This is a genomic window from Streptomyces cavernicola (assembly GCF_029968035.1).
GTDB lineage: Bacteria > Actinomycetota > Actinomycetes > Streptomycetales > Streptomycetaceae > Streptomyces > Streptomyces cavernicola.
Window position 1 is genome coordinate 1 of sequence record NZ_JASCIQ010000040.1, and the last position, 22,090, is coordinate 22,090.

Annotated in this window: 22 protein-coding genes; 11 read left to right on the forward strand and 11 right to left on the reverse strand. The window is 72.3% G+C overall.

The genetic code is table 11. From position 1 onward, the window contains the following. Positions 1–221 precede the first annotated feature (221 nt). The 4 genes from QIS96_RS29965 to hutH all read left to right on the forward strand — a co-directional run bounded on the left by QIS96_RS29965 (position 222) and on the right by hutH (position 5,592). Positions 222–1,346 carry an adenylate/guanylate cyclase domain-containing protein gene (locus tag QIS96_RS29965; RefSeq protein ID WP_282545938.1) on the forward strand — a complete coding sequence of 375 codons (1,125 nt, stop codon included), beginning with the start codon at positions 222–224 and terminating at the stop codon, positions 1,344–1,346. Between the two features lie 156 nt (positions 1,347–1,502). Beyond that, entirely contained in the window at positions 1,503–2,297 is a 795-nt protein-coding gene (locus tag QIS96_RS29970; protein ID WP_282545939.1) for an enoyl-CoA hydratase/isomerase family protein, read from the forward strand. A gap of 531 nt (positions 2,298–2,828) precedes the next feature. After that, positions 2,829–4,010, forward strand: coding sequence for a GGDEF domain-containing protein (locus QIS96_RS29975; RefSeq protein WP_282545940.1), 1,182 nt, complete (start codon positions 2,829–2,831; stop codon positions 4,008–4,010). A 43-nt stretch (positions 4,011–4,053) separates the two neighbouring features. Further along, positions 4,054–5,592 (forward strand): histidine ammonia-lyase, encoded by a 1,539-nt coding sequence (hutH, locus tag QIS96_RS29980; protein ID WP_282546006.1) that lies wholly within the window; start codon positions 4,054–4,056, stop codon positions 5,590–5,592. A gap of 22 nt (positions 5,593–5,614) precedes the next feature. Here hutH and QIS96_RS29985 read toward each other — a convergent pair whose 3' ends face one another. Continuing rightward, positions 5,615–5,932 (reverse strand): hypothetical protein, encoded by a 318-nt coding sequence (locus QIS96_RS29985; protein WP_282545941.1) that lies wholly within the window; start codon positions 5,930–5,932, stop codon positions 5,615–5,617. 108 nt (positions 5,933–6,040) lie between these two features. Here QIS96_RS29985 and QIS96_RS29990 point away from each other — a divergent pair, with 108 nt between their 5' ends. Beyond that, on the forward strand, positions 6,041–6,439 hold the full coding sequence (locus QIS96_RS29990; RefSeq protein ID WP_282545942.1) for a hypothetical protein: 399 nt from the start codon (positions 6,041–6,043) through the stop codon (positions 6,437–6,439). A gap of 182 nt (positions 6,440–6,621) precedes the next feature. Then, the gene (locus QIS96_RS29995; RefSeq protein ID WP_282545943.1) at positions 6,622–7,887 is read left to right on the forward strand and encodes a L,D-transpeptidase; all 1,266 of its coding nucleotides are present in this window, start codon (positions 6,622–6,624) and stop codon (positions 7,885–7,887) included. A 97-nt stretch (positions 7,888–7,984) separates the two neighbouring features. On the opposite strand, the gene QIS96_RS30000 is transcribed toward QIS96_RS29995, so the two are convergent. Further along, positions 7,985–8,887: a helix-turn-helix transcriptional regulator gene (locus tag QIS96_RS30000; RefSeq protein WP_282545944.1), complete on the reverse strand. Its 903-nt coding sequence runs from the start codon at positions 8,885–8,887 to the stop codon at positions 7,985–7,987. Between the two features lie 127 nt (positions 8,888–9,014). Between QIS96_RS30000 and QIS96_RS30005 the strand changes: the two genes are divergently transcribed. The 3 genes from QIS96_RS30005 to QIS96_RS30015 all read left to right on the forward strand — a co-directional run bounded on the left by QIS96_RS30005 (position 9,015) and on the right by QIS96_RS30015 (position 13,815). Next, entirely contained in the window at positions 9,015–10,064 is a 1,050-nt protein-coding gene (locus tag QIS96_RS30005) for an NAD(P)-dependent alcohol dehydrogenase (RefSeq protein WP_282545945.1), read from the forward strand. A 390-nt stretch (positions 10,065–10,454) separates the two neighbouring features. Continuing rightward, positions 10,455–12,587, forward strand: coding sequence for a bifunctional polysaccharide deacetylase/glycosyltransferase family 2 protein (locus tag QIS96_RS30010; RefSeq protein WP_282545946.1), 2,133 nt, complete (start codon positions 10,455–10,457; stop codon positions 12,585–12,587). 4 nt (positions 12,588–12,591) lie between these two features. Then, a complete protein-coding gene (locus tag QIS96_RS30015; protein WP_282545947.1) occupies positions 12,592–13,815 on the forward strand; it encodes an LCP family protein in 1,224 nt (407 codons plus the stop codon). A gap of 142 nt (positions 13,816–13,957) precedes the next feature. Here the strand turns inward: QIS96_RS30015 and QIS96_RS30020 are convergent, their stop codons facing one another. The 3 genes from QIS96_RS30020 to QIS96_RS30030 all read right to left on the reverse strand — a co-directional run bounded on the left by QIS96_RS30020 (position 13,958) and on the right by QIS96_RS30030 (position 15,503). Then, positions 13,958–14,368 carry a VOC family protein gene (locus QIS96_RS30020; protein WP_282545948.1) on the reverse strand — a complete coding sequence of 137 codons (411 nt, stop codon included), beginning with the start codon at positions 14,366–14,368 and terminating at the stop codon, positions 13,958–13,960. Positions 14,369–14,437: 69 nt separating this feature from the next. Then, positions 14,438–14,785 (reverse strand): YciI family protein, encoded by a 348-nt coding sequence (locus QIS96_RS30025; protein WP_282545949.1) that lies wholly within the window; start codon positions 14,783–14,785, stop codon positions 14,438–14,440. Between the two features lie 70 nt (positions 14,786–14,855). After that, a complete protein-coding gene (locus QIS96_RS30030; protein WP_282545950.1) occupies positions 14,856–15,503 on the reverse strand; it encodes a CatB-related O-acetyltransferase in 648 nt (215 codons plus the stop codon). A 167-nt stretch (positions 15,504–15,670) separates the two neighbouring features. On the opposite strand from QIS96_RS30030, the gene QIS96_RS30035 reads away from it, so the two are divergent. Then, complete coding sequence (locus tag QIS96_RS30035; protein ID WP_282545951.1) at positions 15,671–16,597, forward strand: LysR family transcriptional regulator; 927 nt, start codon at positions 15,671–15,673, stop codon at positions 16,595–16,597. Positions 16,598–16,664: 67 nt separating this feature from the next. Here the strand turns inward: QIS96_RS30035 and QIS96_RS30040 are convergent, their stop codons facing one another. Genes QIS96_RS30040 through QIS96_RS30055 form a run of 4 tightly spaced genes read right to left on the reverse strand, consistent with a single transcriptional unit; the run spans position 16,665 to position 19,802 of the window. Continuing rightward, positions 16,665–17,273: a DUF3885 domain-containing protein gene (locus QIS96_RS30040; protein ID WP_282545952.1), complete on the reverse strand. Its 609-nt coding sequence runs from the start codon at positions 17,271–17,273 to the stop codon at positions 16,665–16,667. Next, a complete protein-coding gene (locus QIS96_RS30045) occupies positions 17,270–17,941 on the reverse strand; it encodes a hypothetical protein (RefSeq protein ID WP_282545953.1) in 672 nt (223 codons plus the stop codon). Before QIS96_RS30045 ends, QIS96_RS30040 begins: the two co-directional genes overlap by 4 nt. A gap of 10 nt (positions 17,942–17,951) precedes the next feature. Then, a complete protein-coding gene (gene msrA / locus QIS96_RS30050) occupies positions 17,952–18,617 on the reverse strand; it encodes a peptide-methionine (S)-S-oxide reductase MsrA (protein ID WP_282546007.1) in 666 nt (221 codons plus the stop codon). Positions 18,618–18,674: 57 nt separating this feature from the next. Further along, positions 18,675–19,802: a hypothetical protein gene (locus tag QIS96_RS30055; protein WP_282545954.1), complete on the reverse strand. Its 1,128-nt coding sequence runs from the start codon at positions 19,800–19,802 to the stop codon at positions 18,675–18,677. Positions 19,803–19,867: 65 nt separating this feature from the next. On the opposite strand from QIS96_RS30055, the gene QIS96_RS30060 reads away from it, so the two are divergent. Continuing rightward, complete coding sequence (locus QIS96_RS30060) at positions 19,868–21,049, forward strand: cystathionine gamma-synthase (RefSeq protein WP_282545955.1); 1,182 nt, start codon at positions 19,868–19,870, stop codon at positions 21,047–21,049. A gap of 328 nt (positions 21,050–21,377) precedes the next feature. Here QIS96_RS30060 and QIS96_RS30065 read toward each other — a convergent pair whose 3' ends face one another. After that, on the reverse strand, positions 21,378–21,626 hold the full coding sequence (locus QIS96_RS30065) for a hypothetical protein (RefSeq protein WP_282545956.1): 249 nt from the start codon (positions 21,624–21,626) through the stop codon (positions 21,378–21,380). Next, entirely contained in the window at positions 21,623–22,057 is a 435-nt protein-coding gene (locus QIS96_RS30070) for a sigma factor-like helix-turn-helix DNA-binding protein (RefSeq protein ID WP_282545957.1), read from the reverse strand. The genes QIS96_RS30065 and QIS96_RS30070 overlap by 4 nt, the downstream gene beginning before the upstream one ends. Positions 22,058–22,090 lie beyond the last annotated feature (33 nt).

Consider the following 22,090-nt stretch of genomic DNA (forward strand, 5'->3'; position numbering starts at 1 on the left):
CGGGGGGGGGCCGGCCCCCCGCCGGGGGGGGGGGGGGGGGGCCCCGCCCCCCCCCCCCCCCCCGCGACAGGGGCCGAAAGTGATCGGGCAGTGTGCCCAGCGGCAGCTGTCTCGAATCCCGGACGGACGGGATCCTCCGGCATACGTGAGGCAACCCACACCTGCCGTATCGTTGGGGCCGGTCGTTATCAGACCGCGACAGACCGGAAGGGCAACACGCAGTGACCGTCGACGACACGGGCTCAGGCACGGGCACCCACCCCGCCCCCCGGGATGCCGACGACGCCACGGCCGACCACGCGGGCGATCCGCTGGCGCTCCGGCTCGAGCAGCTGATCCTCGGCGCCGAGCGGCGTTACACGGCCTTCCAGGCGGCCCGCACCGCCGGCGTCTCCATGGAGCTCGCGTCCCGTTTCTGGCGCGCCATGGGCTTCCCCGACATCGGCCAGGCCAAGGCGCTCACCGAGGCGGACGTGCTGGCGCTCCGGCGCCTCGCGGGCCTCGTCGAGGCGGGCCTCCTCAGCGAGGCGATGGCCGTGCAGGTGGCCCGCTCCACCGGGCAGACCACCGCCCGCCTGGCCGAATGGCAGATCGACTCCTTCCTGGAGGGCCTCACCGAGCCGCCCGAGCCGGGCATGACCCGCACCGAGGTGACGTACCCGCTGGTCGAGCTGCTCCTGCCCGAGCTGGAGGAGTTCCTCGTCTACGTGTGGCGCCGCCAGCTGGCCGCCGCCACCAGCCGGGTCGTGCAGGCGGGCGACGACGAGGAGATGGTCGACCGGCGTCTCGCCGTCGGCTTCGCCGACCTCGTCGGCTTCACGCGCCTGACCCGCCGTATGGAGGAGGAGGAACTCGGCGAGCTGGTCGAGGCCTTCGAGACCACCGCCGCCGACCTGGTCGCGGCCCGCGGCGGCCGCCTCATCAAGACCCTCGGCGACGAGGTCCTCTTCTGCGCCGACGACGCGGGCACCGCCGCGGAGATCGCGCTCCGCCTGATCGAGACGATGGCCAACGACGACACGATGCCCGAGCTGCGCGTCGGCATCGCCTTCGGCACGGTGACCACGCGCATGGGCGACGTGTTCGGTACGACGGTGAACCTCGCGAGCCGGCTCACCTCGATAGCGCCCAAGGACACCGTCCTGGTCGACGGGGCCCTCGCCGAGGAGCTCACCAGGACCGGCGACGCCCCGGCCTCCGAGTCCGAGGCCGCAGCGGAGGCCGAGCGCGCCGAGAAGGAGGGCACGGAGCCGGTCGCGTACCGCTTCGGGCTCCAGCCGATGTGGCAGCGCCCGGTGCGCGGCCTCGGCATGATCGAGCCCTGGCTGCTTTCGCGGCGCGACTGAGCCGGGCCCCGGGCTGTCGTTCCGGGCGGTGCGGACGGCGCGGGCGGTGCGGGCTGGGCGGGCGAGGGTTATCCACAGGCCTTGGCCTCGTCGGGCAGGCCTGACATGATCCGTTGGTAACGGTCGTTAACCAGCGTGATCGAGGGCGGAGGCGCCATGTCGGAGCAGCGGTTCGGGGAACACGTCGTCGTGAGGCGACACGAGTACGTCGCCGAGTTCGTGCTCGACCGGCCGAAAGCCATGAACGCCGTGTCCACCGCGATGGCGCGCTCCATCTCCGCCGCCTGCCGCGCCCTCGGCGACGATCCGGACGTACGCGTCACCGTCCTCACCTCCACCCATGAGCGGGCCTTCTGCGTCGGCGCGGACCTGAAGGAGCGCAACTCCTTCACCGACGCCGAGCTCGTACGGCAGCGGCCCACCACGCGCGCCGCGTACACGGGTGTGCTCGAACTGCCCATGCCGACCATCGCCGCCGTGCACGGCTTCGCCCTCGGCGGCGGCTTCGAACTCGCCCTGGCCTGCGACCTGATCGTGGCCGACGCCACCGCCGTGGTCGGCCTGCCCGAGGTGTCCGTCGGCGTCATCCCGGGCGGGGGTGGCACGCAGCTGCTTCCGCGCCGGGTCGGGGCCGCGCGCGCGGCCGAGCTGGTGTTCAGCGCGCGGCGCGTGGAGGCGGACGAGGCAAGGGAGTTGGGGCTCGTCGACGAGCTGGTCGAGGCCGGGCGGGACCGGGAGTCGGCGCTCGCCCTCGCCACGCGGATCGCGGGCAACTCGCCGGTCGGGCTGCGGGCGGCGAAGCGGGCGCTGCGGTTGGGGCAGGGGTTGGACCTGCGGTCCGGGCTCGATGTGGAGGACTCGGCTTGGCGTTCGGTGGCGTTTTCCGGGGATCGGGCGGAGGGGGTTGCGGCGTTCAACGAGAAGCGGAAGCCGGTGTGGCCTGGGGCGTAGTTTCCTCCCCTGACCCCTGCTACCGGGGCTGCGCCCCGGCCCCCGGCTGTCTTTCGGCTGCCGCGCCGTCGTGGTTGTTCGCGCAGTTCCCCGCGCCCCTGAAGATCGGGGGCTGCGCCCCGGCCCCCGGCTGTTTTTCGGCTGCCGCGCCGCTGTCGTTGTTCGCGCAGTTCCCCGCGCCCCTATCGGGGCACTCATCGCAGCCCCAGCCCGCACAGTTCAGCCCCACCTCGCAAGGATCCAGCCCGCGGCATCTGCGGAGCAGGAGGGCCGGGGCGCAGCCCCGGTTTTTAGGGGCGCGGGGAACTGCGCGGCCAGCCACGGCGTAGCTGCAGGTGAAAGACGGCTGTGAGGGTCGGGGCGGTAGCCGCGGTTTTTTAGGGGCGCGGGGAACTGCGCGAACGGCCACAGCGGAGGTGCAGGCGAAGGGCGGCCGTCGGGTTCGGGGCGCAGCCCCGGTAGTGGGGGGCGGGGTGGTAGCCCCGGGTGGGGAAAAGGGCGAAGTGGGGGGAAACTCCCTAGCCTGGGGGAATGGCTGAGGAGGAAGACCGGCTGCGGGCCGTCGTCGCGTTGGCGCAGGCCATGGCCGCCGCGCACTCGCCGAGGGAGTCCTGGCTGGCCGCGGCCCAGGGGGCGCGCAGGGCGTTGGGCGGGAGCTTCGCCGCCCTCTCGGTGTGGGAGCGGCATCGCGGGCGCCTCCGCGTACTCGTGAACGCGGGCGAACGGGCCCCGGACGAGGAGGAGTTCCCCGAGGACGAGGCGTACCCCGTGCACCAGTTCCCGGAGATCACCGAGTTCCTGCACGAGAGGTGGGCCGGCGGCGGCGAGCCCGACGCCTGGGTCGAGACCGCGCAGGGTCCGAGGGAGGACGCCAGGGCCGGCCACTGCCACCTGGGGGCACCTCCCAGCGTTAGCTGGGGGAGGGTCGCCGCGCTGCGCAGGCGCGGTCGGGGCAGCTGCGTGGTCGCCCCGATCGTGCTGCACGGGCGGGCCTGGGGCGAGTTGTACGTGGCGCGGCCGCCCGGCGTCCCCGTGTTCGATCGGAACGACGCGGACTTCGCCACCGTCCTCGTGTCCGTCATCGCCGCCGGGATTGCCCAGTTCGAGCGCCTGGAGGAGGCCCGCAGACTCGCGTACACCGACTCCCTGACCGGGCTCGCCAACCGCCGGGCCGTGGACGCCCGCATGGACGAGGCGATCGAGCGGCACCGGGCGGACCCGGAGGGCGTCGTGGTCTCCCTCGTCGTCTGCGATCTGAACGGGCTGAAGCGGGTCAACGACACCCGGGGCCACGCGGTCGGCGACCGACTGCTCGAACGTTTCGGCTCGGTGCTCTCGCTGTGCGGCGCGATGCTGCCCGGTGCGCTCGCTGCCCGGCTCGGCGGCGACGAGTTCTGCCTCCTGTCGACCGGGCCGAGCGCCGACGAAGTGGTCCGGGTCGCCGATGAACTCTGCGTGCGCGGGGGCGAGTTGGAGCTGGGCGAGGGCGTCGCGTGCGGGGTGGCGTCGACCGGCGACCCGATCGGCCCGGTGCGCTCGGCCCGCCGCCTGTTCCGGCTCGCGGACGCCGCCCAGTACCGGGCCAAGGCCGCGCGCTCCCAGAAGCCCGTGGTGGCGGGGCGTGAGGGCCCGGACGATCCGGTCGTGCGGCTCGCGGACGAGCCGGGCCCGGCACTTCGCCAGGGCGAGCGGCGCCGCTTCCGGGGGCGCTGAGCACATGCGTGAGGGTGAGCATTCCGTGGACGGTGAGCATCCCGTGGACACGGTCGTCCTTGGCCCTTCGGGGGTCACCGCGGCCGAGGTCGTCGCCGTCGCCCGGGGCGGCGCCCGCGTCGAGCTGTCGGACGAGGCGCTGGCGGCGCTCGCCGCGTCCCGCCGGATCGTCGACGCGCTCGCCGCCGAGCCCGCGCCGGTCTACGGCGTCTCCACCGGCTTCGGCGCGCTCGCCACCCGGTACATCGACCATGAGCTGCGCACCCGGCTGCAGCGCAACATCGTCCGCTCGCACGCCGCGGGCATGGGCCCGCACGTGGAGCGCGAGGTCGTGCGCGCCCTGATGTTCCTGCGCCTGAAGACACTCTGCTCCGGGCGCACCGGTGTCCGCCCGGAGGTCGCCCTGGGCCTGGCGGGGCTGCTCGACGCGGGCATCACGCCGGTCGTCCACGAGTACGGCTCGCTCGGCTGCTCCGGCGACCTCGCGCCGCTCGCGCACTGCGCCCTCACGCTGCTCGGCGAGGGCGAGGCGGAGGGCCCCGACGGCACGGTGCGGCCCGCCGCCGAACTCCTCGCCGAGCACGGCCTCGCCCCCGTCGAACTGCACGAGAAGGAAGGCCTTGCGCTGCTCAACGGCACGGACGGGATGCTCGGCATGCTGCTCCTCGCCCTCGCCGACCTGGAGTTGCTCTACCGCAGCGCGGACGTCACCGCCGCGCTCTCCCTGGAGGCGCTGCTCGGCACCGACAAGGTCCTCGCGCCCGAGCTGAACGCCGTCCGCCCGCACCCCGGCCAGGCCGCCGCGGCCGCCAACATGCGGAAGGTGCTTGACGGTTCGGGCCTGACCGGCCACCACCAGGACGACGCGCCGCGCGTCCAGGACGCCTACTCGGTGCGCTGCGCCCCGCAGGTCGCGGGCGCGGGCCGGGACACCCTCGCGCACGCCCGTACGGTCGCGGAGCGGGAGTTGGCCGCGGCCGTCGACAACCCGGTGGTTCTAGACGACGGCAGGGTCGAGTCGAACGGGAACTTTCACGGGGCGCCCGTCGCGTACGTACTGGACTTCCTGGCCGTCGCAGCCGCCGACCTCGGGTCGATCGCCGAGCGGCGCACGGACCGGCTGCTCGACAAGAGCCGGTCGCACGGGCTGCCGCCGTTCCTGGCCGACGACCCGGGCGTGGACTCGGGCCTGATGATCGCCCAGTACACGCAGGCCGCCCTGGTCAGCGAGATGAAGCGGCTCGCGGTGCCCGCGTCGGTCGACTCCATCCCGTCGTCCGCGATGCAGGAGGACCACGTCTCGATGGGCTGGTCGGCGGGGCGTGAACTACGGTCGTCCGTACGGAACTTGTCGCGGATCCTGGCCGTCGAGCTGTGTGCCGCGACGCGCGGGATCGAGCTGCGCGCGGGCCTCGAACCCGCGCCCGCCTCGCGTGCCGTGATCGCCGCCGCGCGGGCGGCCGGCCTGCAAGGTCCGGGCCCCGACCGGCACTTGGCGCCCGATCTGGCGGCGGCGGAGGAGTTCGTGCGCACCGGGGCGCTGCTCGCGGCGGTGCAGTCGGTGACGGGACCGCTGGCCTAGAGCCCTTGCGGGGCTCCGGCGGTCAGGAGAGCTGCTCCTGGCGGGCCGAGTACGCGACGAAGCCGACGCCCGCGCCGAGGAAGAGCAGCCCGCCGATCACGTACGGCGTGGTGTTCACCGCGCCGGTCTCCGCGAGGCGGGTCCCGGCAGGGGCGGAGGCGGTGGAGGCCGGGGCGGCGTCTGGGCGCGGGGTTGCCGAGGCGGCGACGGGAGCCCGCTCCGTACGGTGGCGTTCCTCGTGCCGGTCGGCCGTCGCGTTCGCGGAGGGGACGAACCACAGGGCGCCGAGAACGGAGGCCGCGGCGGCGGTGGTGAGCAGCGAGCGACGTGCGGCGGACACGGGATCGATCCCCCTTGTGTACTGGCGATTTGGCCGTGTGAGCTGATGCTAATGAAAGCCGCGGGTCGTGGGAAAGCCGGGAGGGGGCCACGCCTTACGCTCCGTCATATGAGCACTCCTGAGACATCCCGTTATGTCCGGCTGAAGGTCGAACTGGTCCTGGACATCACCGAATCCGAAGCCCTCACGGGCGCCGCTCTCGACCGCATCGGGCACGACGAATTCATGCCCGACGAGGAGCGTGCGCATGCCGAGTCGGCGGTGCGTGAGGACGCGGCGGAGGCGCTCGCGTATCTGGTCGACCCCTTCGGCCTGGTCGGTGAGGTGCCGGGCGTCGAGCTCGCGCAGGCCTCGTGGAGTAGTGAGCCGGTGGACTTCGACCCGGAGGCCCAGGACTGGGACGACGACGAGGTGGACGACGAGGTCGACTGGGAGGTCGACGAGGACGAGTCCGAAGATTACGAAGAGTCCGCAGAGGCTGACGAAGAGGCCGACGAGGAGCAGTGACCGGGGCCGGGTTCCGCCACCCCGAGACGTACTGCTAGAAACGGCAGGGTTACGGGCATACGCACGTGGCCTTCCCCACATCTTCCGCACACCTGGAACCGGACGAACCGTCATGGGTGTTCTAAAGCATGACGGGATCGCCTCCGCGGGCGCCCGCACGGGGACATGGGGATTCGGCAACGATGGAGAAGCGTGTGATGACGGTCGGTAACCGGCGCAGGGGTTTCATAGCCGCGTCTGCCCTGGTCAGTGGCGTTCTGGTGCTCTCCGCCTGTAGCGGCGGCGACGAGGGCGGCAAGGCGGGCGACGGCAACAGGAAGTCGCAGAGCCAGGCCGACGAGGCCGCCGCCAAGGACGCCTCGGCCGCCCAGATCAAGATCACGCCCAAGAACGGCGAGAACAAGGCCAGCATCAACAACGCGGCCAAGGTGACCGTCAGCGATGGCACCCTCACCGAGGTCGAGATGCAGACCACGGACGGCACCGAGGTCGCCGGGTCCCTCGCGGCCGACAAGAAGAGCTGGAAGCCCGACGCCCAGCTGGAGCGCGGCACGACGTACAAGGTCACCGCGGTCGCCGAGGACGGCAAGGGTCGTGAGGCGCACGAGAACGCCAAGTTCACGACCGTGTCGTCCGCCAACAGCTTCATAGGCAACTTCACCCCGGACGACGGCAAGGAAGTCGGCGTCGGCATGCCGGTGTCGATCAACTTCGACAAGGCGATCACCGACAAGGCCGCCGTCCAGGGTGGCATCAAGGTCAGCTCCAGCAGCGGCCAGGAGGTCGTCGGCCACTGGTTCAACGCCAACCGCCTGGACTTCCGCCCCGAGGACTACTGGCAGGAGGGCTCCACCGTGACCCTCAAGCTGGACCTCGACGGCGTCGAGGGCGCCGACGGCGTGTACGGCGTGCAGCAGAAGACCGTGACCTTCAAGATCGGCCGCAACCAGGTCTCGACCGTCGACGCCAAGAGCAAGACGATGACGGTCACGCAGGACGGCAAGACCGTCAAGACCATCCCGATCTCCGCGGGCTCCCCGGACAACCCCACGTACAACGGCCAGATGGTGATCTCCGAGAAGTTCAAGGAGACCCGGATGAACGGTGCGACGGTCGGCTTCACCGACGACGACGGCAAGGGCGAGTACGACATCAAGGACGTGCCGCACGCGATGCGCCTGTCGACCTCCGGCACGTTCATCCACGGCAACTACTGGGGCGCCAAGTCGATCTTCGGCTCGGCCAACACCAGCCACGGCTGCGTCGGCCTCTCCGACACCAAGGGCGCGGACGACCCCAAGACCGCGGGCGCCTGGTTCTACGACAACTCGCTGATCGGCGACGTCGTGATCGTCAAGAACTCCCCGGACAAGACGATCACCCCGGACAACGGCCTGAACGGCTGGAACATGAGCTGGGACGAGTGGAAGGCCGGCTCCGCCGTCTGACCCCCACCCTGAACGCCTGCGGGCCCGCACCGGAACTCCGGTGCGGGCCCGCTCTCGTACGTACGCCCGCGGTCGTACGTACGCGTCGTCGCGCGGCTCAAGCCGGTTGTGTGCTCCAGGAGTTGAGCAGGCGCAGCGACTCCGCCGCGTGCGAGCCGGGCTCCGCGTGGAACGTGACCAGGTGCTGGTCGTGGTTGTCGGGCAGCGCGAGCGTCTCGTACGCGAGGGTCAGCTCGCCCACCACCGGGTGCCGGATGAGCTTCGTGCCGTGGCCGCGCTTCTGCACCGTGTGCGCCGCCCACAGCCGCCGGAAGTCCTCGCTCTTCACCGACAACTCGCCGACCAGGGCGGAGAGTTGGGGATCGTCCGGGTAGCAGCCCGCCTCCAGGCGCAGCACGCTCACCACCTCGACTGCCTTCGCCTCCCAGTCCCCGTACAGCTCGTGCGCCACCGGGTCCAGGAAGGTGTGCCGGGCCATGTTGCGCTCCTCGGGCGGCAGCGCCGCGAAGTCGCCGAGCAGGGCGCACGCCATCCGGTTCCAGCCGATCACTTCGAGGCGGCGGCCCAGGACGTACGCGGGGATGCCCTCCATCGCGTCCAGCAGGTGTTGCAGCTGCACCCGCACCTGCTGCGGCCGGGCCGAGAGCTTCTTCTTCTTGCGGATCTGCTTGGGCTTGGCCAGATGCGTCAGATGCGCGTGCTCGGTCTCCGAGAGCTGCAGCGCCCGCGCGATCGCGTCGAGCACCTCCACCGAGACGTTCTGCCCGTGCCCCTGCTCCAGGCGCGTGTAGTACGCCACCGAGACGCCCGCGAGCTGCGCCAGCTCCTCCCGGCGCAGCCCCGGCACGCGGCGCCGGCGGCCGAAGTCGGGCAGCCCCACGTCGCCGGGCTTCAGGCGCGCCCTGCGGGTCCGCAGGAACTCGCCGAGCTGGGACTCCGCCGAGTGCCTTGCCGGCTGCGGGCCGTCCGGACGGGGGGCGGGCGGGTCGATGGGGGCCATTCGGCCAGTATCGCGCCTGAGCGTGGGACGTACGACGGCGAGCCTGTCCTTGCCAGTGGTAGGAACCGCAGACGTACGCAGAGCAGAGGTCTGGGTACGCGCGGGCAGCTCCGGCAGGCTCGATGCCATGACAACCAGCACTTCCGTTCCCGCGTACGCCGCCCCCGCCGCCAAGGCCCCGCTCCAGCGCACCACCGTGCCGCGGCGCCCGGTCGGCGAGTTCGACGTACTGATCGACATCAAGTACGCGGGCATCTGCCACTCGGACATCCACCAGGCCACCGACGGCTGGGGCGAGGGCATCTTCCCGATGGTGCCCGGCCACGAGATCGCGGGCGTCGTCGCCGAGGTCGGCCCCGGCGTGACCAAGCACGCGGTCGGCGACCACGTGGGCGTCGGCTGCTTCGTCGACTCCTGCCGAGAGTGCGAGTACTGCCTGCAGGGCCTGGAGCAGTACTGCACCCAGGGCAACGTCGGCACGTACAACGCGCTCGACAAGAACGGCGAGCCGACGTACGGCGGCTACTCGACGCAGATCGTCGTCGACGAGAACTACACGCTCCGCATCCCCGACAGCCTGCCCCTCGACGTGGCCGCGCCGCTGCTCTGTGCCGGCATCACGCTGTACTCGCCGCTGCGCCACTGGAAGGCCGGCCCCGGCAAGAAGGTCGCGATCGTCGGCCTGGGCGGCCTCGGCCACATGGGCGTCAAGATCGCGAACGCGCTCGGCGCCGAGGTGACCGTGCTCTCGCAGTCCCTGCGCAAGAAGGACGACGGCCTGCGCCTGGGCGCGTCCGACTACCACGCGACGAGCGACCCGGCCACGTTCGAGACCCTCGCCGGGCGCTTCGACCTGATCGTCTCCACGGTGTCCGCGCCGCTCGACATGGACGCGTACCTGCGGCTCCTGAAGACGGACGGCGCGTTCGTGAACGTGGGCGCCCCCGAGGAGCCGAACTCGCTGAGCATGTTCTCGCTGATCGGCGGCCGCAAGACGCTCGCCGGTTCGATGATCGGCGGCATCGCGGAGACCCAGGAGATGCTGGACTTCTGTGCGGAGCACGGGTTGGGCGCGGAGATCGAGGTGATCCGCGCGGAGCAGGTCAATGAGGCGTACGAGCGGGTGCTTGCCAGCGATGTGCGGTACCGCTTCGTGATCGACGCCTCGACGATCTAGGGCCGCCGCCCTTTTCTCCCCACCCCTCCCCTTCCCGAAAGACTGCCGTCGGCTGTCGTTCATCTGCCCCGCCGTCGTGGCTGGTCGCGCAGTTCCCCGCGCCCCTTGAAAACCAGCCCCTCCGGCGTTTGAGGAGCGGGGGTCCGGGGGCGGAGCCCCCGAAGCTGCCGCAGGCTTTCGGGAAGGGGCGGGGTGGGGGGAAAGCACGAAGTGTGGGGCAGGTCACGCTCCTTGGTGGTCCTGGTTCTTCGGTAAATGCCCCAATTCTCGGGTCACGAGATCAATACACTCGCCTCCCATGTGTGATTGGCGCGTGAAGAAAAAGTGGCTGATATGGCCATCGAATGAAGGCCTGAACGAACCGGACGCCCCCGCCGCGTCTGGCGCCTGATGGCGGCACGGCACAAGCAGGCACGGGATCCGAGGGCGCACTGGCCGCTCCTCTTCGTCACCCTGTCCGTCCTCTTCGGCGCCCTGCTCTTCCACGGCTGGGTGCAGAACGAGGTCGACGGGGCCAAGGACAAGCAGGACTGCACCGCACCCGTGCCCCGGGCCGCGGCCGACGCCGGGCCCGTCCTCTCCATCCAGGGGGACCGGGTGCGGTCGGCCTCCATGCCCGCGGGCACCGTCGCCCTCACCTACGACGGCGGCCCCGACCCGGAGTGGACCCCGCGGCTGCTCGCCCTGCTCAAGAAGCACGACGCGCACGCCACGTTCTTCCTCAGCGGCGCCAAGGCCGCCGAGTACCCCGACCTGGTGCACCGCATCCGGGCCGAGGGCCACGAGATCGGCTCCAACACCTACACCGGCGCCGACCTCGGAACCGCCTCCACCGTCCGCGGCGCCATGGAGCACCACCTCACGCAGTCCGCCTTCGCGGGCGCCGACGGCTTCCGCACCTCGCTGCTGCGGATGCCGATGACCACCACCGTCCCCACCCTGTGCGGCGCCGAGTGGCCCGCCGCGCGCAGCGCCTCGGAGGACGACGGCTACCTCCTGGTCGCCGCCGACCGGCCCGGTCGCAAGCCCGCCGCCGGGCTCGTGCGCCAGTTCAGCCAGACCTCCCTCGCCTACCGCGAGACCGGTCAGCTGCTCGCCGACCCGGACGCCCGACGCTTCGCCACCGTCTCCGAGGGCCTCCGCGATGCGAAGGGCGGGCCGGCCCTGGCCGCCGGGCCCGCCATGACCCCGGCGAGCCAGCCGCAGCAGTGGCTGGGCACCGCGCTGATGCGCTTCCAGGACCTGGGGCGCAGCTTCGTCGCCGCCCTCGGCGTGATCCTCACCGCCGCCGCCGTGCTCGGCCTGATCCGCCTGTTCGTGCTCGTCGTGTTCGCCCGCGCCCACGTCAAGCGCCTGGAGCGGTACCGGCCCGGCTCGCCCTGGCTGCGCGAGATCCGCGACCCGGTGACGGTCCTCGTACCCGCGTACAACGAGGAGGCCGGGATCGGCGGCACCCTGCGCTCGCTGCTCGCCTCCACCCACCGGCAGCTGCAGATCATCGTCATCGACGACGGCTCCTCGGACCGCACCGTGGAGATCGCCCACGAGTACGCCGACCGCGACCCGCGCGTGCAGGTGATCTGCCAGCCCAACGCGGGCAAGGCCGCCGCCCTCAACCACGGCCTGAAGTACGCCCGTTGCCCGTACGTCGTGATGGTCGACTCGGACACCGTCTTCGAGGCCGACGCGATCGAGCGCCTCGTCCAGCCGCTCGCGCATCCGGCCGTCGGCGCGGTCAGCGGCAACACCAAGGTGGGCAACCGCCGCCGTTTCCTGGGGCGTTGGCAGCATCTGGAGTACGTCTTCGGGTTCAACCTGGACCGCCGGATGTTCGAGGTCCTGGAGTGCATGACGACCGTGCCCGGCGCGATCGGCGCGTTCCGGCTCGACGCGCTCATGGGCGTGGGCGGCCTGAGCGAGGACACCCTCGCCGAGGACACCGACCTCACCATGGCGCTGTGGCGGGCCGGCTGGCGGGTCGTGTACGAGGAGACCGCCATCGCCTGGACCGAAGTCCCCACCTCCCTGCGGCAGTTGTGGCGGCAGCGCTACCGCTGGTGCTACGGCACCCTGCAGGCGATGTGGAAGCACCGCAGAGCCGTCTTCGAGGTCGGCCCCGCAGGGCGCTTCGGCCGCCGCGGCCTCTCGTACCTCTTCCTCTTCCAGGTGGTGCTGCCGCTGCTCGCCCCGGTCATCGACGTCTTCATGCTCTACAGCGCCCTGTTCACCGACTCCCCGGTGAAGTCCATGGCGACGTGGATCGGCTTCCTGGCCGTGCAGATCGCCGTTGCCGCGTACGCGCTGAAGCTCGACGGCGAGCGCCGGCGCACGCTCTGGTCGCTGCCCTTCCAGCTGTTCGTCTACCGGCAGTTGATGTATCTCGTGGTCATCCAGTCGGTGGTCGCGTTCGTCGGCGGCAGCCGCCTGAAGTGGCAGCGCATGCACCGATCCGGTACGGCCGCCGCCGCGGCCAAGCACATCGGCGCCGAGGCGGACCGCCGCGGCCTGCCGGTCTCGAGGTGAGGTCTTGAACTCCAGCCCTGGCTCCCGCCCGCTGACTCCGATATCCCTCGGCTCCCCGGAGCCGTACGACGCACACGTCTCGTACACGTCGCACGAGACGTATGACGCGTACGACAGCCACCCGCCCGAACCGGTCCGCGAGCCGCACGAACCCGCGGTCTCCGGGGCGGCGGGCGGCGGCCCCCGCACCGGCGGCGCCGGCCCACGGCCCGGCGGGCGGCGGCCGAAGCGGCGGCGCTCCCGCTTCCGCCGGGTGCTGCGTGCCCTGTGCCTCCTGGTACTCCTGAGCGTGCTCGGCGGCGCGGGCACCTATGTGTGGGCCGACTCCCGCCTCGGCGGCGACGTCGACCTCTCCGCGCTGCCGGACCGGCCCGCCCCCGGCAAGGGCGCCAACTATCTGATCGTGGGCTCCGACAGCCGCGAGGGCCTGAGCGAAAAGCAGACCAGGGACCTGCACACCGGCTCGTCCATCGGCTCCGAGGGCCGCCGCACCGACTCGATGATGGTGCTGCACACCGGCGCCCACGGCACCAGCCTGGTCAGCCTGCCGCGCGACTCCTGGGTCACCGTCCCCGCGTACGTGGACCCGCGGACCGGCATCCACCACAAGGCGGCGAAGAACAAACTCAACGCGGCCTTCTCCCTCGGCGGGCCCGAACTCCTCGTCCGCACCGTCGAGTTGAACACCGGACTGCGCATCGACCACTACACGGAGATCGGCTTCGCCGGGTTCGTCGGCATCGTGGACGCGGTCGGCGGCGTCCGCATGTGCGTGGACCGGCCGCTGCGTGACGAGAAGTCCGGCCTGAACCTGGCCAAGGGCTGCCACACCCTGGGCGGCCGCGACGCCCTGGCCTTCGTACGCCAGCGGCACCAGGAGAAGGAGGGCGACCTCGGCCGCTCCCGCAACCAGCAGAAGTTCATGGCCGCCCTGGCGACGAAGGCCGCCTCCCGCGACGTGCTGCTGAGCCCCTCGGCGGTGGTCGGCACGGCCGAGGCGGGCCTGGACACCCTGGTCGTGGACGAGTCCACCGGGCTGCGTCAGCTCACCCGGCTGTTCAAGGCGCTGCGCGCGGTGTCCGGCGGCGACGGCAGGCAGCTGGGCGTCCCGGTCCGCACGGTCGGCCTGGCCACGTCGAAGGGCAGCGCGATCGTCTGGGACAAGGAGAAGTCGAAGCTCCTGTTCGCACAGCTGCGGGAGGACCGCCCGGTCACGCTCTCGGACTGAGCGGCCTGCGTCTCGCGCTGCATCTCGCCCTGCACCTCGGGCTGTGCCTCGCCCTGCACCTCGGGCTGTGCCTCGCGTTGGGCTTGCTGCTGGGCCGCGGTGCGGGCGCGCGCCCACGCGGGGTTGCACATGGGGCGCCTCCTCAGCGGAGTTCCTGGATGCGGATCAGATTCCCCGCGGGGTCGCGGAAGGCGCAGTCGCGGATGCCGTACGGCTGCTCCGTCGGCTCCTGCACGACCTCCCCGCGCCCGTCCCGCACCTTCGCGAAGACCCCGTCGAGGTCCCGCGTGGCGAGCAGGATCCAGCCGTACGTGCCCTTCGCCATCATCTCGGCGATGGTCCGCCGCTCGGCCTCGGTGATCCCGGGGTCGGCGGCGGGCGGCGCGAGCAGGATGCAGGTGTCGGGCTGTCCGGCCGGTCCGACGGTGATCCAGCGCATCTCGCCCTGCCCGACGTCGCTGCGCACCTCGAACCCCAGGGTGTCCCGATAGAAGGCGAGGGAGGCCTCGGGATCGGTGTGCGGCAGCGCGCTCGTGTGAATGGTGAGGTCCATGCCCCGATGCTAGGTACCGGGCGGTGAGCCGCGCTTCTCGAATCCTGCTCGACCGGAGGGGCGTGCGGGTCAGGCGGACTCCAGGAGCGGGCGGACCTCGACCGTCTCCGGCGTCGGCAGGCTCTTCGCCACCCCGACGGCCTCCTCCCGGTCGGCCACCTCGACGACGAACCAGCCGCCGAGGCTCTCCTCCCCGACGTACGCGGGGCCCTCGGTCACCTCCGGCGTGCCCTCACCGGTCGTACGGACGGTGACCGGGCCGGCCGTCCCGGTGTCCAGGGCGTCGCCGCCGACCAGCCTCCCGGACCCGGCGAGCTCGCCGATCCACGCCTCGTAGGCCGAGCGGTACGCGGACCGGTCCTCCTTGATGCGGCGGCGGGACTCGTCCGTCTCGAAGATGACGAGGGCGAACTTCATGGCAGGTGCTCCTTGCCTTGTCGGACCGTCGCGGGGACGGCGCTGTCGTTGAACTTCCGTGTACTGCCGGTCAGTTGGAGGCGCGTGCCGTCGCGATGCGGGCGATGTCGGCCGGGGCGCCGGCCATGATCGTGCGGGCGTGCTCGGTGATCAGCTCGACCGGCCAGTCCCACCAGGCCGCGCCGAGCAGCTGCTCGACCTCGGCGTCGGAGTACCGCTGCCGGATCGGCCGCGCCGGATTGCCGCCGACGATCGTGTACGGCGGCACGTCCGCGGTGACCACCGCGCCGGCCGCGACGATCGCACCGTCGCCGATGCGCACGCCGGGCATCACGGTCGCCCCGTAGCCGAACCAGACGTCGTTGCCGACGACGGTGTCGCCGCGGCTCGGCAGGGACGTGACGATGTCGAGCGTCTCCTCGGCCCAGCGCCCGCCGAACATCGTGAACGGGTACGTGGACACCCCCACCGTCGGATGCTCCGCCCCCGCCATCAGGAACCGCGTCCCGGTGGCGATCGCGCAGAACCTGCCGATGACGAGCCGCTCGGGGCCGTACGCGTACAGGACGTTGCGGTGCTCGAACTCCGTTGCCCCGGAAGGGTCGTCGTAGTACGTGTAGTCGCCGACGGCGATCTGCGGCGAGGCGACCAGAGGCTTCAGGAACACCACGCGCTCGTGCGCGGGCAGCGGGTGGACCGCCCGAGGGTCGGGAGACACGCGAGGGCCTGGAGGCACACGAGAGTCGGGAGGCAAGGTGCGGGTCCTTTCGGCGTTCGACCGTGCTGCGTACGAGCCTGCTCTAGGCTTCCGACCTGATCAACGCCGATGGCCGCAACACCGCCATAAGCGGGAGTGATCGACGGGACGGGGGCGGCGCACTCGGGGTGCGCCGCGAGGGGGCGGCGGCGGACGTGGAACTGCGGGACATCGAGATCTTCCTGGCCCTCGCCGAGGAACTGCACTTCGGCCGCACCGCACAGCGGCTGCACCTCTCGCAGGCACGCGTCAGCCAGTCCATCAGCCGGCAGGAACGCAGCCTGGGCGGCGCGCTGTTCGACCGCAGCACCCGCACCGTCACGCTCACCCCGCTCGGCCGCCGCCTGCGCGACGAGCTGCGCCCCGGCTACCGGATGATCCGCCAGGCCCTGGCGGGCGCGGCGGCCGCCTCCGCCTCCTGCTCCGGGACCGTACGGCTTGCCGTGATGGGGGTGCTCCCCGTCGAACTGGGCGCGCTGGTCGAGGAGTTCAGGGCCCGGCACCCCGGCTGCGACGTGGCGTTCACGGAGTTCCACTTCAGCGACCCGTTCGCCCGGATCCGCTCCGGGCAGGCGGACGTCCAGCTGATGTGGGCCCCCGTGCCGGAGCCGGGGCTGCGGGCCGGGCCCGTGGTGTTCACCGAAGGGCGGGTCCTGGCCGTGGCCGAGGGCTCCGAGCTCGCCTCGCGCACCCGGGTGTCCCTGGAGGACCTGGCCGGGCGTACCGTCCCGGACCCGGGCGGCCGCGCCCCGGACGAGTGGCGGCGCGCGATGTGCCCCGACCGCACGCCGGGCGGCCGGCTGATCCACCGCGGGCCACCGGCGCTGACCTTCCACGAGATCCTCGCGCTGGTCGCCGCGGGCCGCGCGGTCTGCCCCCTGAACTCCCATGTGTCTCGCTACTACACGTATCCCGGCGTGGTCTTCGTCCCCATCGAGGACGCCCCCGCCACCCGCTGGACCCTGGCCCTCCCGGACCTCACTCCGCCCCCGCACGTCCGAGCCTTCCTCGACACGGCCCGAGCGCTGGGGCCTCGGCGCATCGAGGCTCGGTGAGCCCCCTCGGCGGGATTTCGTCTGCCGGGCCGTCGTGGGGTGGTGGGGGCGTGGCGTCGTGGGTCGTTCAAGAGCCGGACGGGCTGAGGTGCGGGAGCCACGCGCGGTGTCGCTCGCGCAGGCGGTCGCGCTCCTCGGGAGTGGCGAGGACGACGTCCGCGCCGCCGTCGTAGGGGTGGTGGATCCGTCGGAGCCCGCTGTCGGTGAGGAACACGCCGGCGAGCTCGTCACCGGCGACGGCACGCAACAGGCCGTCCGCACACCCGCGTTCCCACCGGCGCACGTCCGCATACATGTGCACGTACGTGTGGAACCCGGAGTCCGGGTCGTCGTCGTCCGCCTCGGTCCACCACAGGGCGGCGCCGGGGTGGAGTGCCCGGCGCGTGGGGTGCGCGGCGGGGCCGGTCGGGCTCGTGGACCAGTCGGTGGTCACCACGAACACGTCCTGCCCGGCGAAGAGTTCGTCGAGGACCGTGTTGTACCGGGCGAGTACGGTCGCGTACTCGCCCGGCGACTCCGGGTACCGCTTCGACCCAGGCAGGCTGTGGAAGCGCACCCAGCGGTCCGCGTACGAGCCCCGGAACGCGTGCGCGACAGGCGGGCCCGAGGGGCGTCGCGCCCGCCAGAGCGCCGCCAGGCGGGCCGGGACCGGGTACGGGTCCTCAGCTGATGTCATCGCTCGATCGCCGAGGAAGCCCCCGCCGCATAGGCGAGGAGGTCAGCGAAGCGCAGCCATGGGAACTGGTGCTTGCTCAGCGGTGCGTGGCCGGCACGGGCAAGGCTGTGGAGGCCGTGAACGGTGGCTGCCAGTTGCTCTGCCGCCGGGCGGTCGAGGAGGCCGAGGGCTTCGAGGTACGCGGCGCCCGAGGCGTCGAGCCGGGTGTGGAGGTCGACGAGCCGGCATCCCTGAACGGTGCGGGAGAGCGCCTCGCCGGGGCGGGGGAGTCGCCGGAACTCGGCGTGGCGGTTGGCGACGGCGGCGACCAGCCCCAACCGGGAGGGCGGCGCGGCACTCGGCCATCGAGGGCCACGCAGGGCGGCCACATCGGAGGCCCGCGGATTTCGACGGCCGGCCGCCTTCTCCGTACGACGACGGGCGGCGAAGCGCTCCCCCTCGGCCAGCCGGACCTCTCGGCTCTCCTCCAACGTGTCCAGTGCGCGCAGCAGGGCCACCGGATCCCTCCGCAGATCGGGCGCGGGGCACGCGGTCGCGGCCAGGTACGCCCATGTGGCGTTGAATCCGAGCGGACCGTACTTCCCGACGGCGCACCTCAACGCCGTGTGCCGTCGGGCGAGCGGCAACCGCTCGTCGCGCACTCTGCGCGCGTCCGTTCCGAAGCCCACCCCGGTGACGTCAGCCTTCGGCTCTCGCCACGCCGATCGGGCAGGAGACCCCCGTCCCGCCGATGCCGCAGTACCCGCCCGGGTTCTTGTCGAGGTACTGCTGGTGGTACGCCTCCGCCGGGTAGAAGGGGCGGTCCTCCGCCGGGAGGATCTCCGTGGTGATCGTGCCGTGGCCGGAGGACGTGAGGACCTGCTGGTAGGCCGCCCGCGAGGACTCGGCCGCCGCGGCCTGCGCGGGGGAGTGGGTGTGGATCGCCGAGCGGTACTGCGTGCCCACGTCGTTGCCCTGGCGGAAGCCCTGCGTCGGGTCGTGGCTCTCCCAGAAGAGCTTCAGGAGCTGCTCGTACGAGACGACCTCGGGGTCGAAGACGACACGGACGCCCTCCGTGTGCCCCGTCAGGCCCGAACAGGCCTCCTCGTACGTCGGGTTGGGGGTGAAGCCGCCCTGGTAACCGACGTGGGTGGTCCAGACGCCCGGGGTCTGCCAGAACTTGCGCTCCGCCCCCCAGAAGCAGCCGAGCGCGAAGTCCGCCACCTCCAGCCGCTCCGGGTACGGGCCGAGCAGCGGGTTGCCCAGGACGGTGTGGCGCTCGGGGACCGCGTAGGCCCGCTCCGGGCGGCCGACCAGGGCCTCCTCGCGGGTCGGCAGGACGGGCGTACGTCCGAACAGCATCAGGTCCTCCAAGGGCAGGGGTGTGCGTACCGTCAACGTCCGACGGCCGGGCGGAATTCCTCAGTGCGGAAGCGTGGCCGGGCTGCCGCCGTTCGCCTCGTACCCGGCGACCGCCAGGGCTCTGAACACCGCGTACTCGGCGGCCGGATCCGGGGAGAGCGTCCACGGCAGCGCGCCCACGTGGCCGTCGACCGCGATCAGCTGGTGCATCGCCTCGGCCCAGCGCTCGGAGCGGACCAGGAAGTACACGAGCAGATGGCGCACCGGCGCGAGCATCGGGTCGTCGGGCCGGACCGCCTGCGTGGAGTGCTCCGCGAACTGGGCGCCCTCGACGGCCTTGCGGACCACCTCGCTCTCCCAGAAGCTGCGCACCAGGTTGACCTCCGGCAGGTGCTCGAAGACCGCGAAGAGGGGCAGGGCGGAGAGGAGCGAGCCCTGCGGGGCGCGCGCCGCGGCCGCTTCCGCGAACTCGTACGCCCGCTCCCGCGAGCCGTGCCACTTCTCGCTGAACCAGGGCAGCGCCGCCAGGTGCGCGCCCATGTGCTGCGGGGCGCGGTCGAGGATCTTCAGCCAGAGCTGGTCGAACTCCTCGCGGGAATAGCCGAGTCCACGGGCCACGGCCAGCTCCGTGAGGTGCGGAACCACGTCCTCCGGGGCGAGCAGGGCCGCCTCCGCGCAGGCCTGCTTGGCCTCTTCGAGAATGATTCTGTACTCGTCGGTGCCGGGCATCGACGTCCGGAACGCCTGCTGGACCAGGAACTCCGCGTGCACCGCCGCGCCGCCCGCGTCCTTCGGCGACTCGGCCCGCCACACCCGCAGCCACTGGCCGCCGGGGGAGGCGGAGACGCCGCCCGGCTGCTGCGCCAGCTCCAGGGAGGCCGCGCCCGCGAAGGCCTGCACGCGCTGCCAGCGCACCTCGCCCTCCTTCTCCGTGCCGGCGAGGAGCTGCGCCGCGTACTTCCAGTCCTGCGTGCGCTGCACGACGTCCAGGACGTCGAGCAGGTCCTGGTCCGGTCCCGGCATGCGGATGTCCAGCTCCTCCTGGAGCGCGAAGCCGTAGTTCGCCGGGTCCGCGGCGTCCGGCGAGCCGGGGGCGGCCAGTTGGATTCCGCCGCGCCTGCGGAACAGGAACGGCCCGAGCGCCGCACCGAGCATGAGGAGGCCCAACAGAACCCAGAGAATGTCCATGCGTACAAGCGAACCAGACGCCACTGACAAACGACGAACCAGTCCGAGGACTACGCTCGGGCCGCATGACCGACACGCACAGCAGTGACAGCAACGGGCCCGCCCACAGCGGCCGTGGCTTCGAGACGATCGCCATCCACGCGGGCAACACCGCGGACCCGTTGACGGGTGCCGTCGTGCCGCCGATCTATCAGGTCTCGACGTACAAGCAGGATGGCGTCGGCGGCCTGCGCGGCGGCTACGAGTACAGCCGCAGTGCCAATCCGACGCGTACCGCCCTGGAGGAGAATCTGTCGGCCCTTGAGGGCGGCCGGCGCGGCCTCGCCTTCGCCTCGGGCCTCGCCGCGGAGGACTGCCTGCTGCGCACGCTGCTCGTGACCGGCGACCACGTGGTGATCCCGAACGACGCGTACGGCGGCACGTTCCGCCTGTTCGCGAAGGTCGTCTCGCGCTGGGGCGTGGAGTTCTCCGTCGCCGACACCAGCGACCCGGCGGCGGTCCGTGCGGCCGTCACGGACCGTACGAAGGCGATCTGGGTCGAGACGCCCTCCAACCCGCTGCTCGGCATCAGCGACATCGCGGCCCTCGCGGCGGTGGCCCGCTCGGCCGGCGCGCGGCTCGTCGTCGACAACACCTTCGCGAGCCCGTACCTGCAGCAGCCGCTCGCGCTCGGCGCGGACGTGGTGGTGCACTCCACGACCAAGTACATGGGCGGCCACTCGGACGTCGTCGGCGGCGCGCTGATCGTCAACGACCCCGATCTGGGCGAGGAGTTGGCGTACCACCAGAACGCGATGGGCGCGGTCGCCGGGCCCTTCGACGCGTGGCTGGTCCTTCGCGGCATCAAGACGCTCGCCGTACGCATGGACCGGCACAGCGAGAACGCGGAGCGGATCGCGGAGATGCTCACGCAGCACCCGCGCGTGACCCGCGTCCTCTACCCGGGCCTCGCCGACCACCCCGGACACGAGGTCGCGGCCAAGCAGATGAAGGCCTTCGGCGGCATGGTGTCGTTCCAGGTCGAGGGCGGCGAGGAGGCGGCGGTCGAGGTCTGCGACCGGGCCTCGGTGTTCACCCTCGGGGAGTCCCTCGGCGGCGTGGAGTCGCTGATCGAGCACCCGGGCCGGATGACGCACGCCTCGGCGGCGGGCTCGCCCCTGGAGGTCCCGGCCGACCTGGTGCGACTCTCGGTGGGCATCGAGAACGCGGCCGACCTGATGGCGGACCTGCGGGTCGCTCTGGGCTGAGGTCCGCGCCGGACGGGCTGGTTCTTTTCCCCTCCCCGCCCCTTCCCGAAGTCCTCAGCGGACGGCTTCGGGGCCGGCGCCCCCGGGCCCGGTTGTTGTTCGGCTGCTGCGCCGTCGTGGCTGGTCGCGCAGTTCCCCGCGCCCCTGAAGGGGCACGTGAATTCAGCCCCTCCGGCGTTTGAGATGGGGGTCCCCCCTGCTCGAGCGCAGCCGAGAGCTTGGGGGAGGGGTCTGGGGCGGAGCCCCGGTTCGGGAAGGGGCGGGGAGGGGAAGAGCAGCCCGCGGCGGAAGGCCGGGGGCTGGGGCGGGGCCCCGGTGGGGTCCCGTGTCACCAGCCCTCCAGGGGTGGTGTGCGGTTCGCCGGGGGCTGGGTCCAGGGGTGGTTCAGGGTCGCCCAGACCATGAACCCCACGAACGCCGCGCCGAGCAGCAGCCACAGCACCCACCGCCCCCGCGCCCGCCGCCGCGCCCTGCGGGCCCCGCGGCGCACCGCCTCCGGGCACAGCTCCGGCGGGACGACGGGGTGCGGCCCGTCGAGGAGCCGCCGCACCTGGTCCTCCGCCCGCTGCGCGCTCACGACCGCACCAGCTCCGCGACCGAGCGGGCGCAGATCGCCCGTACGCGCTCCGCCGGAAGCCCGAGCAGCGCGGCCACCTGCTCCTCGGCCACCCCTTCGCCGAGCCGCAGCACCACGACGAGCCGCTCCTGCGGGCCGAGCGCGCCGAGCACCCCGCCCCGGCCGCGGTGTGCCCGCCAGGCCGAGCGGGCGAAGCGGGCGGCCAGCTCCTGCCGCGCCCGGTCGTACGGGTCCTCGCCGCGCAGCCGGTCCCAATCGGCGTACGTCCGCGCGAGGGCGTCGGTGAGCAGGCGGCGGGCGCAGGGGTTGGCGTCGGGGGGTTCGGCGGTGAGCAGCGTGGCGGCATGCAGCAGCCGGCCGGCCGCGCCCGCGACGAACGACTCGAACTCCCGGGCGTGCAGGACCTGTTGCCGTGCCTGGCGTGGACGCATCGCGCGCCTCCCGTTGCCTCGCTCCCATATAGG

Coding starts and splice junctions, on each gene's coding strand:
- QIS96_RS29970 (WP_282545939.1), top strand. CDS start 1,503: ATGTCGGAGCAGCGGTTCGGGGAACACGTCGTCGTGAGGCGACACGAG.
- QIS96_RS29975 (WP_282545940.1), top strand. CDS start 2,829: ATGGCTGAGGAGGAAGACCGGCTGCGGGCCGTCGTCGCGTTGGCGCAG.
- QIS96_RS29990 (WP_282545942.1), top strand. CDS start 6,041: ATGAGCACTCCTGAGACATCCCGTTATGTCCGGCTGAAGGTCGAACTG.
- QIS96_RS29995 (WP_282545943.1), top strand. CDS start 6,622: ATGGAGAAGCGTGTGATGACGGTCGGTAACCGGCGCAGGGGTTTCATA.
- QIS96_RS30000 (WP_282545944.1), bottom strand. CDS start 8,887: ATGGCCCCCATCGACCCGCCCGCCCCCCGTCCGGACGGCCCGCAGCCG.
- QIS96_RS30005 (WP_282545945.1), top strand. CDS start 9,015: ATGACAACCAGCACTTCCGTTCCCGCGTACGCCGCCCCCGCCGCCAAG.
- QIS96_RS30010 (WP_282545946.1), top strand. CDS start 10,455: ATGGCGGCACGGCACAAGCAGGCACGGGATCCGAGGGCGCACTGGCCG.
- QIS96_RS30020 (WP_282545948.1), bottom strand. CDS start 14,368: ATGGACCTCACCATTCACACGAGCGCGCTGCCGCACACCGATCCCGAG.
- QIS96_RS30025 (WP_282545949.1), bottom strand. CDS start 14,785: ATGAAGTTCGCCCTCGTCATCTTCGAGACGGACGAGTCCCGCCGCCGC.
- QIS96_RS30040 (WP_282545952.1), bottom strand. CDS start 17,273: ATGACATCAGCTGAGGACCCGTACCCGGTCCCGGCCCGCCTGGCGGCG.
- QIS96_RS30055 (WP_282545954.1), bottom strand. CDS start 19,802: ATGGACATTCTCTGGGTTCTGTTGGGCCTCCTCATGCTCGGTGCGGCG.
- QIS96_RS30060 (WP_282545955.1), top strand. CDS start 19,868: ATGACCGACACGCACAGCAGTGACAGCAACGGGCCCGCCCACAGCGGC.
- QIS96_RS30070 (WP_282545957.1), bottom strand. CDS start 22,057: ATGCGTCCACGCCAGGCACGGCAACAGGTCCTGCACGCCCGGGAGTTC.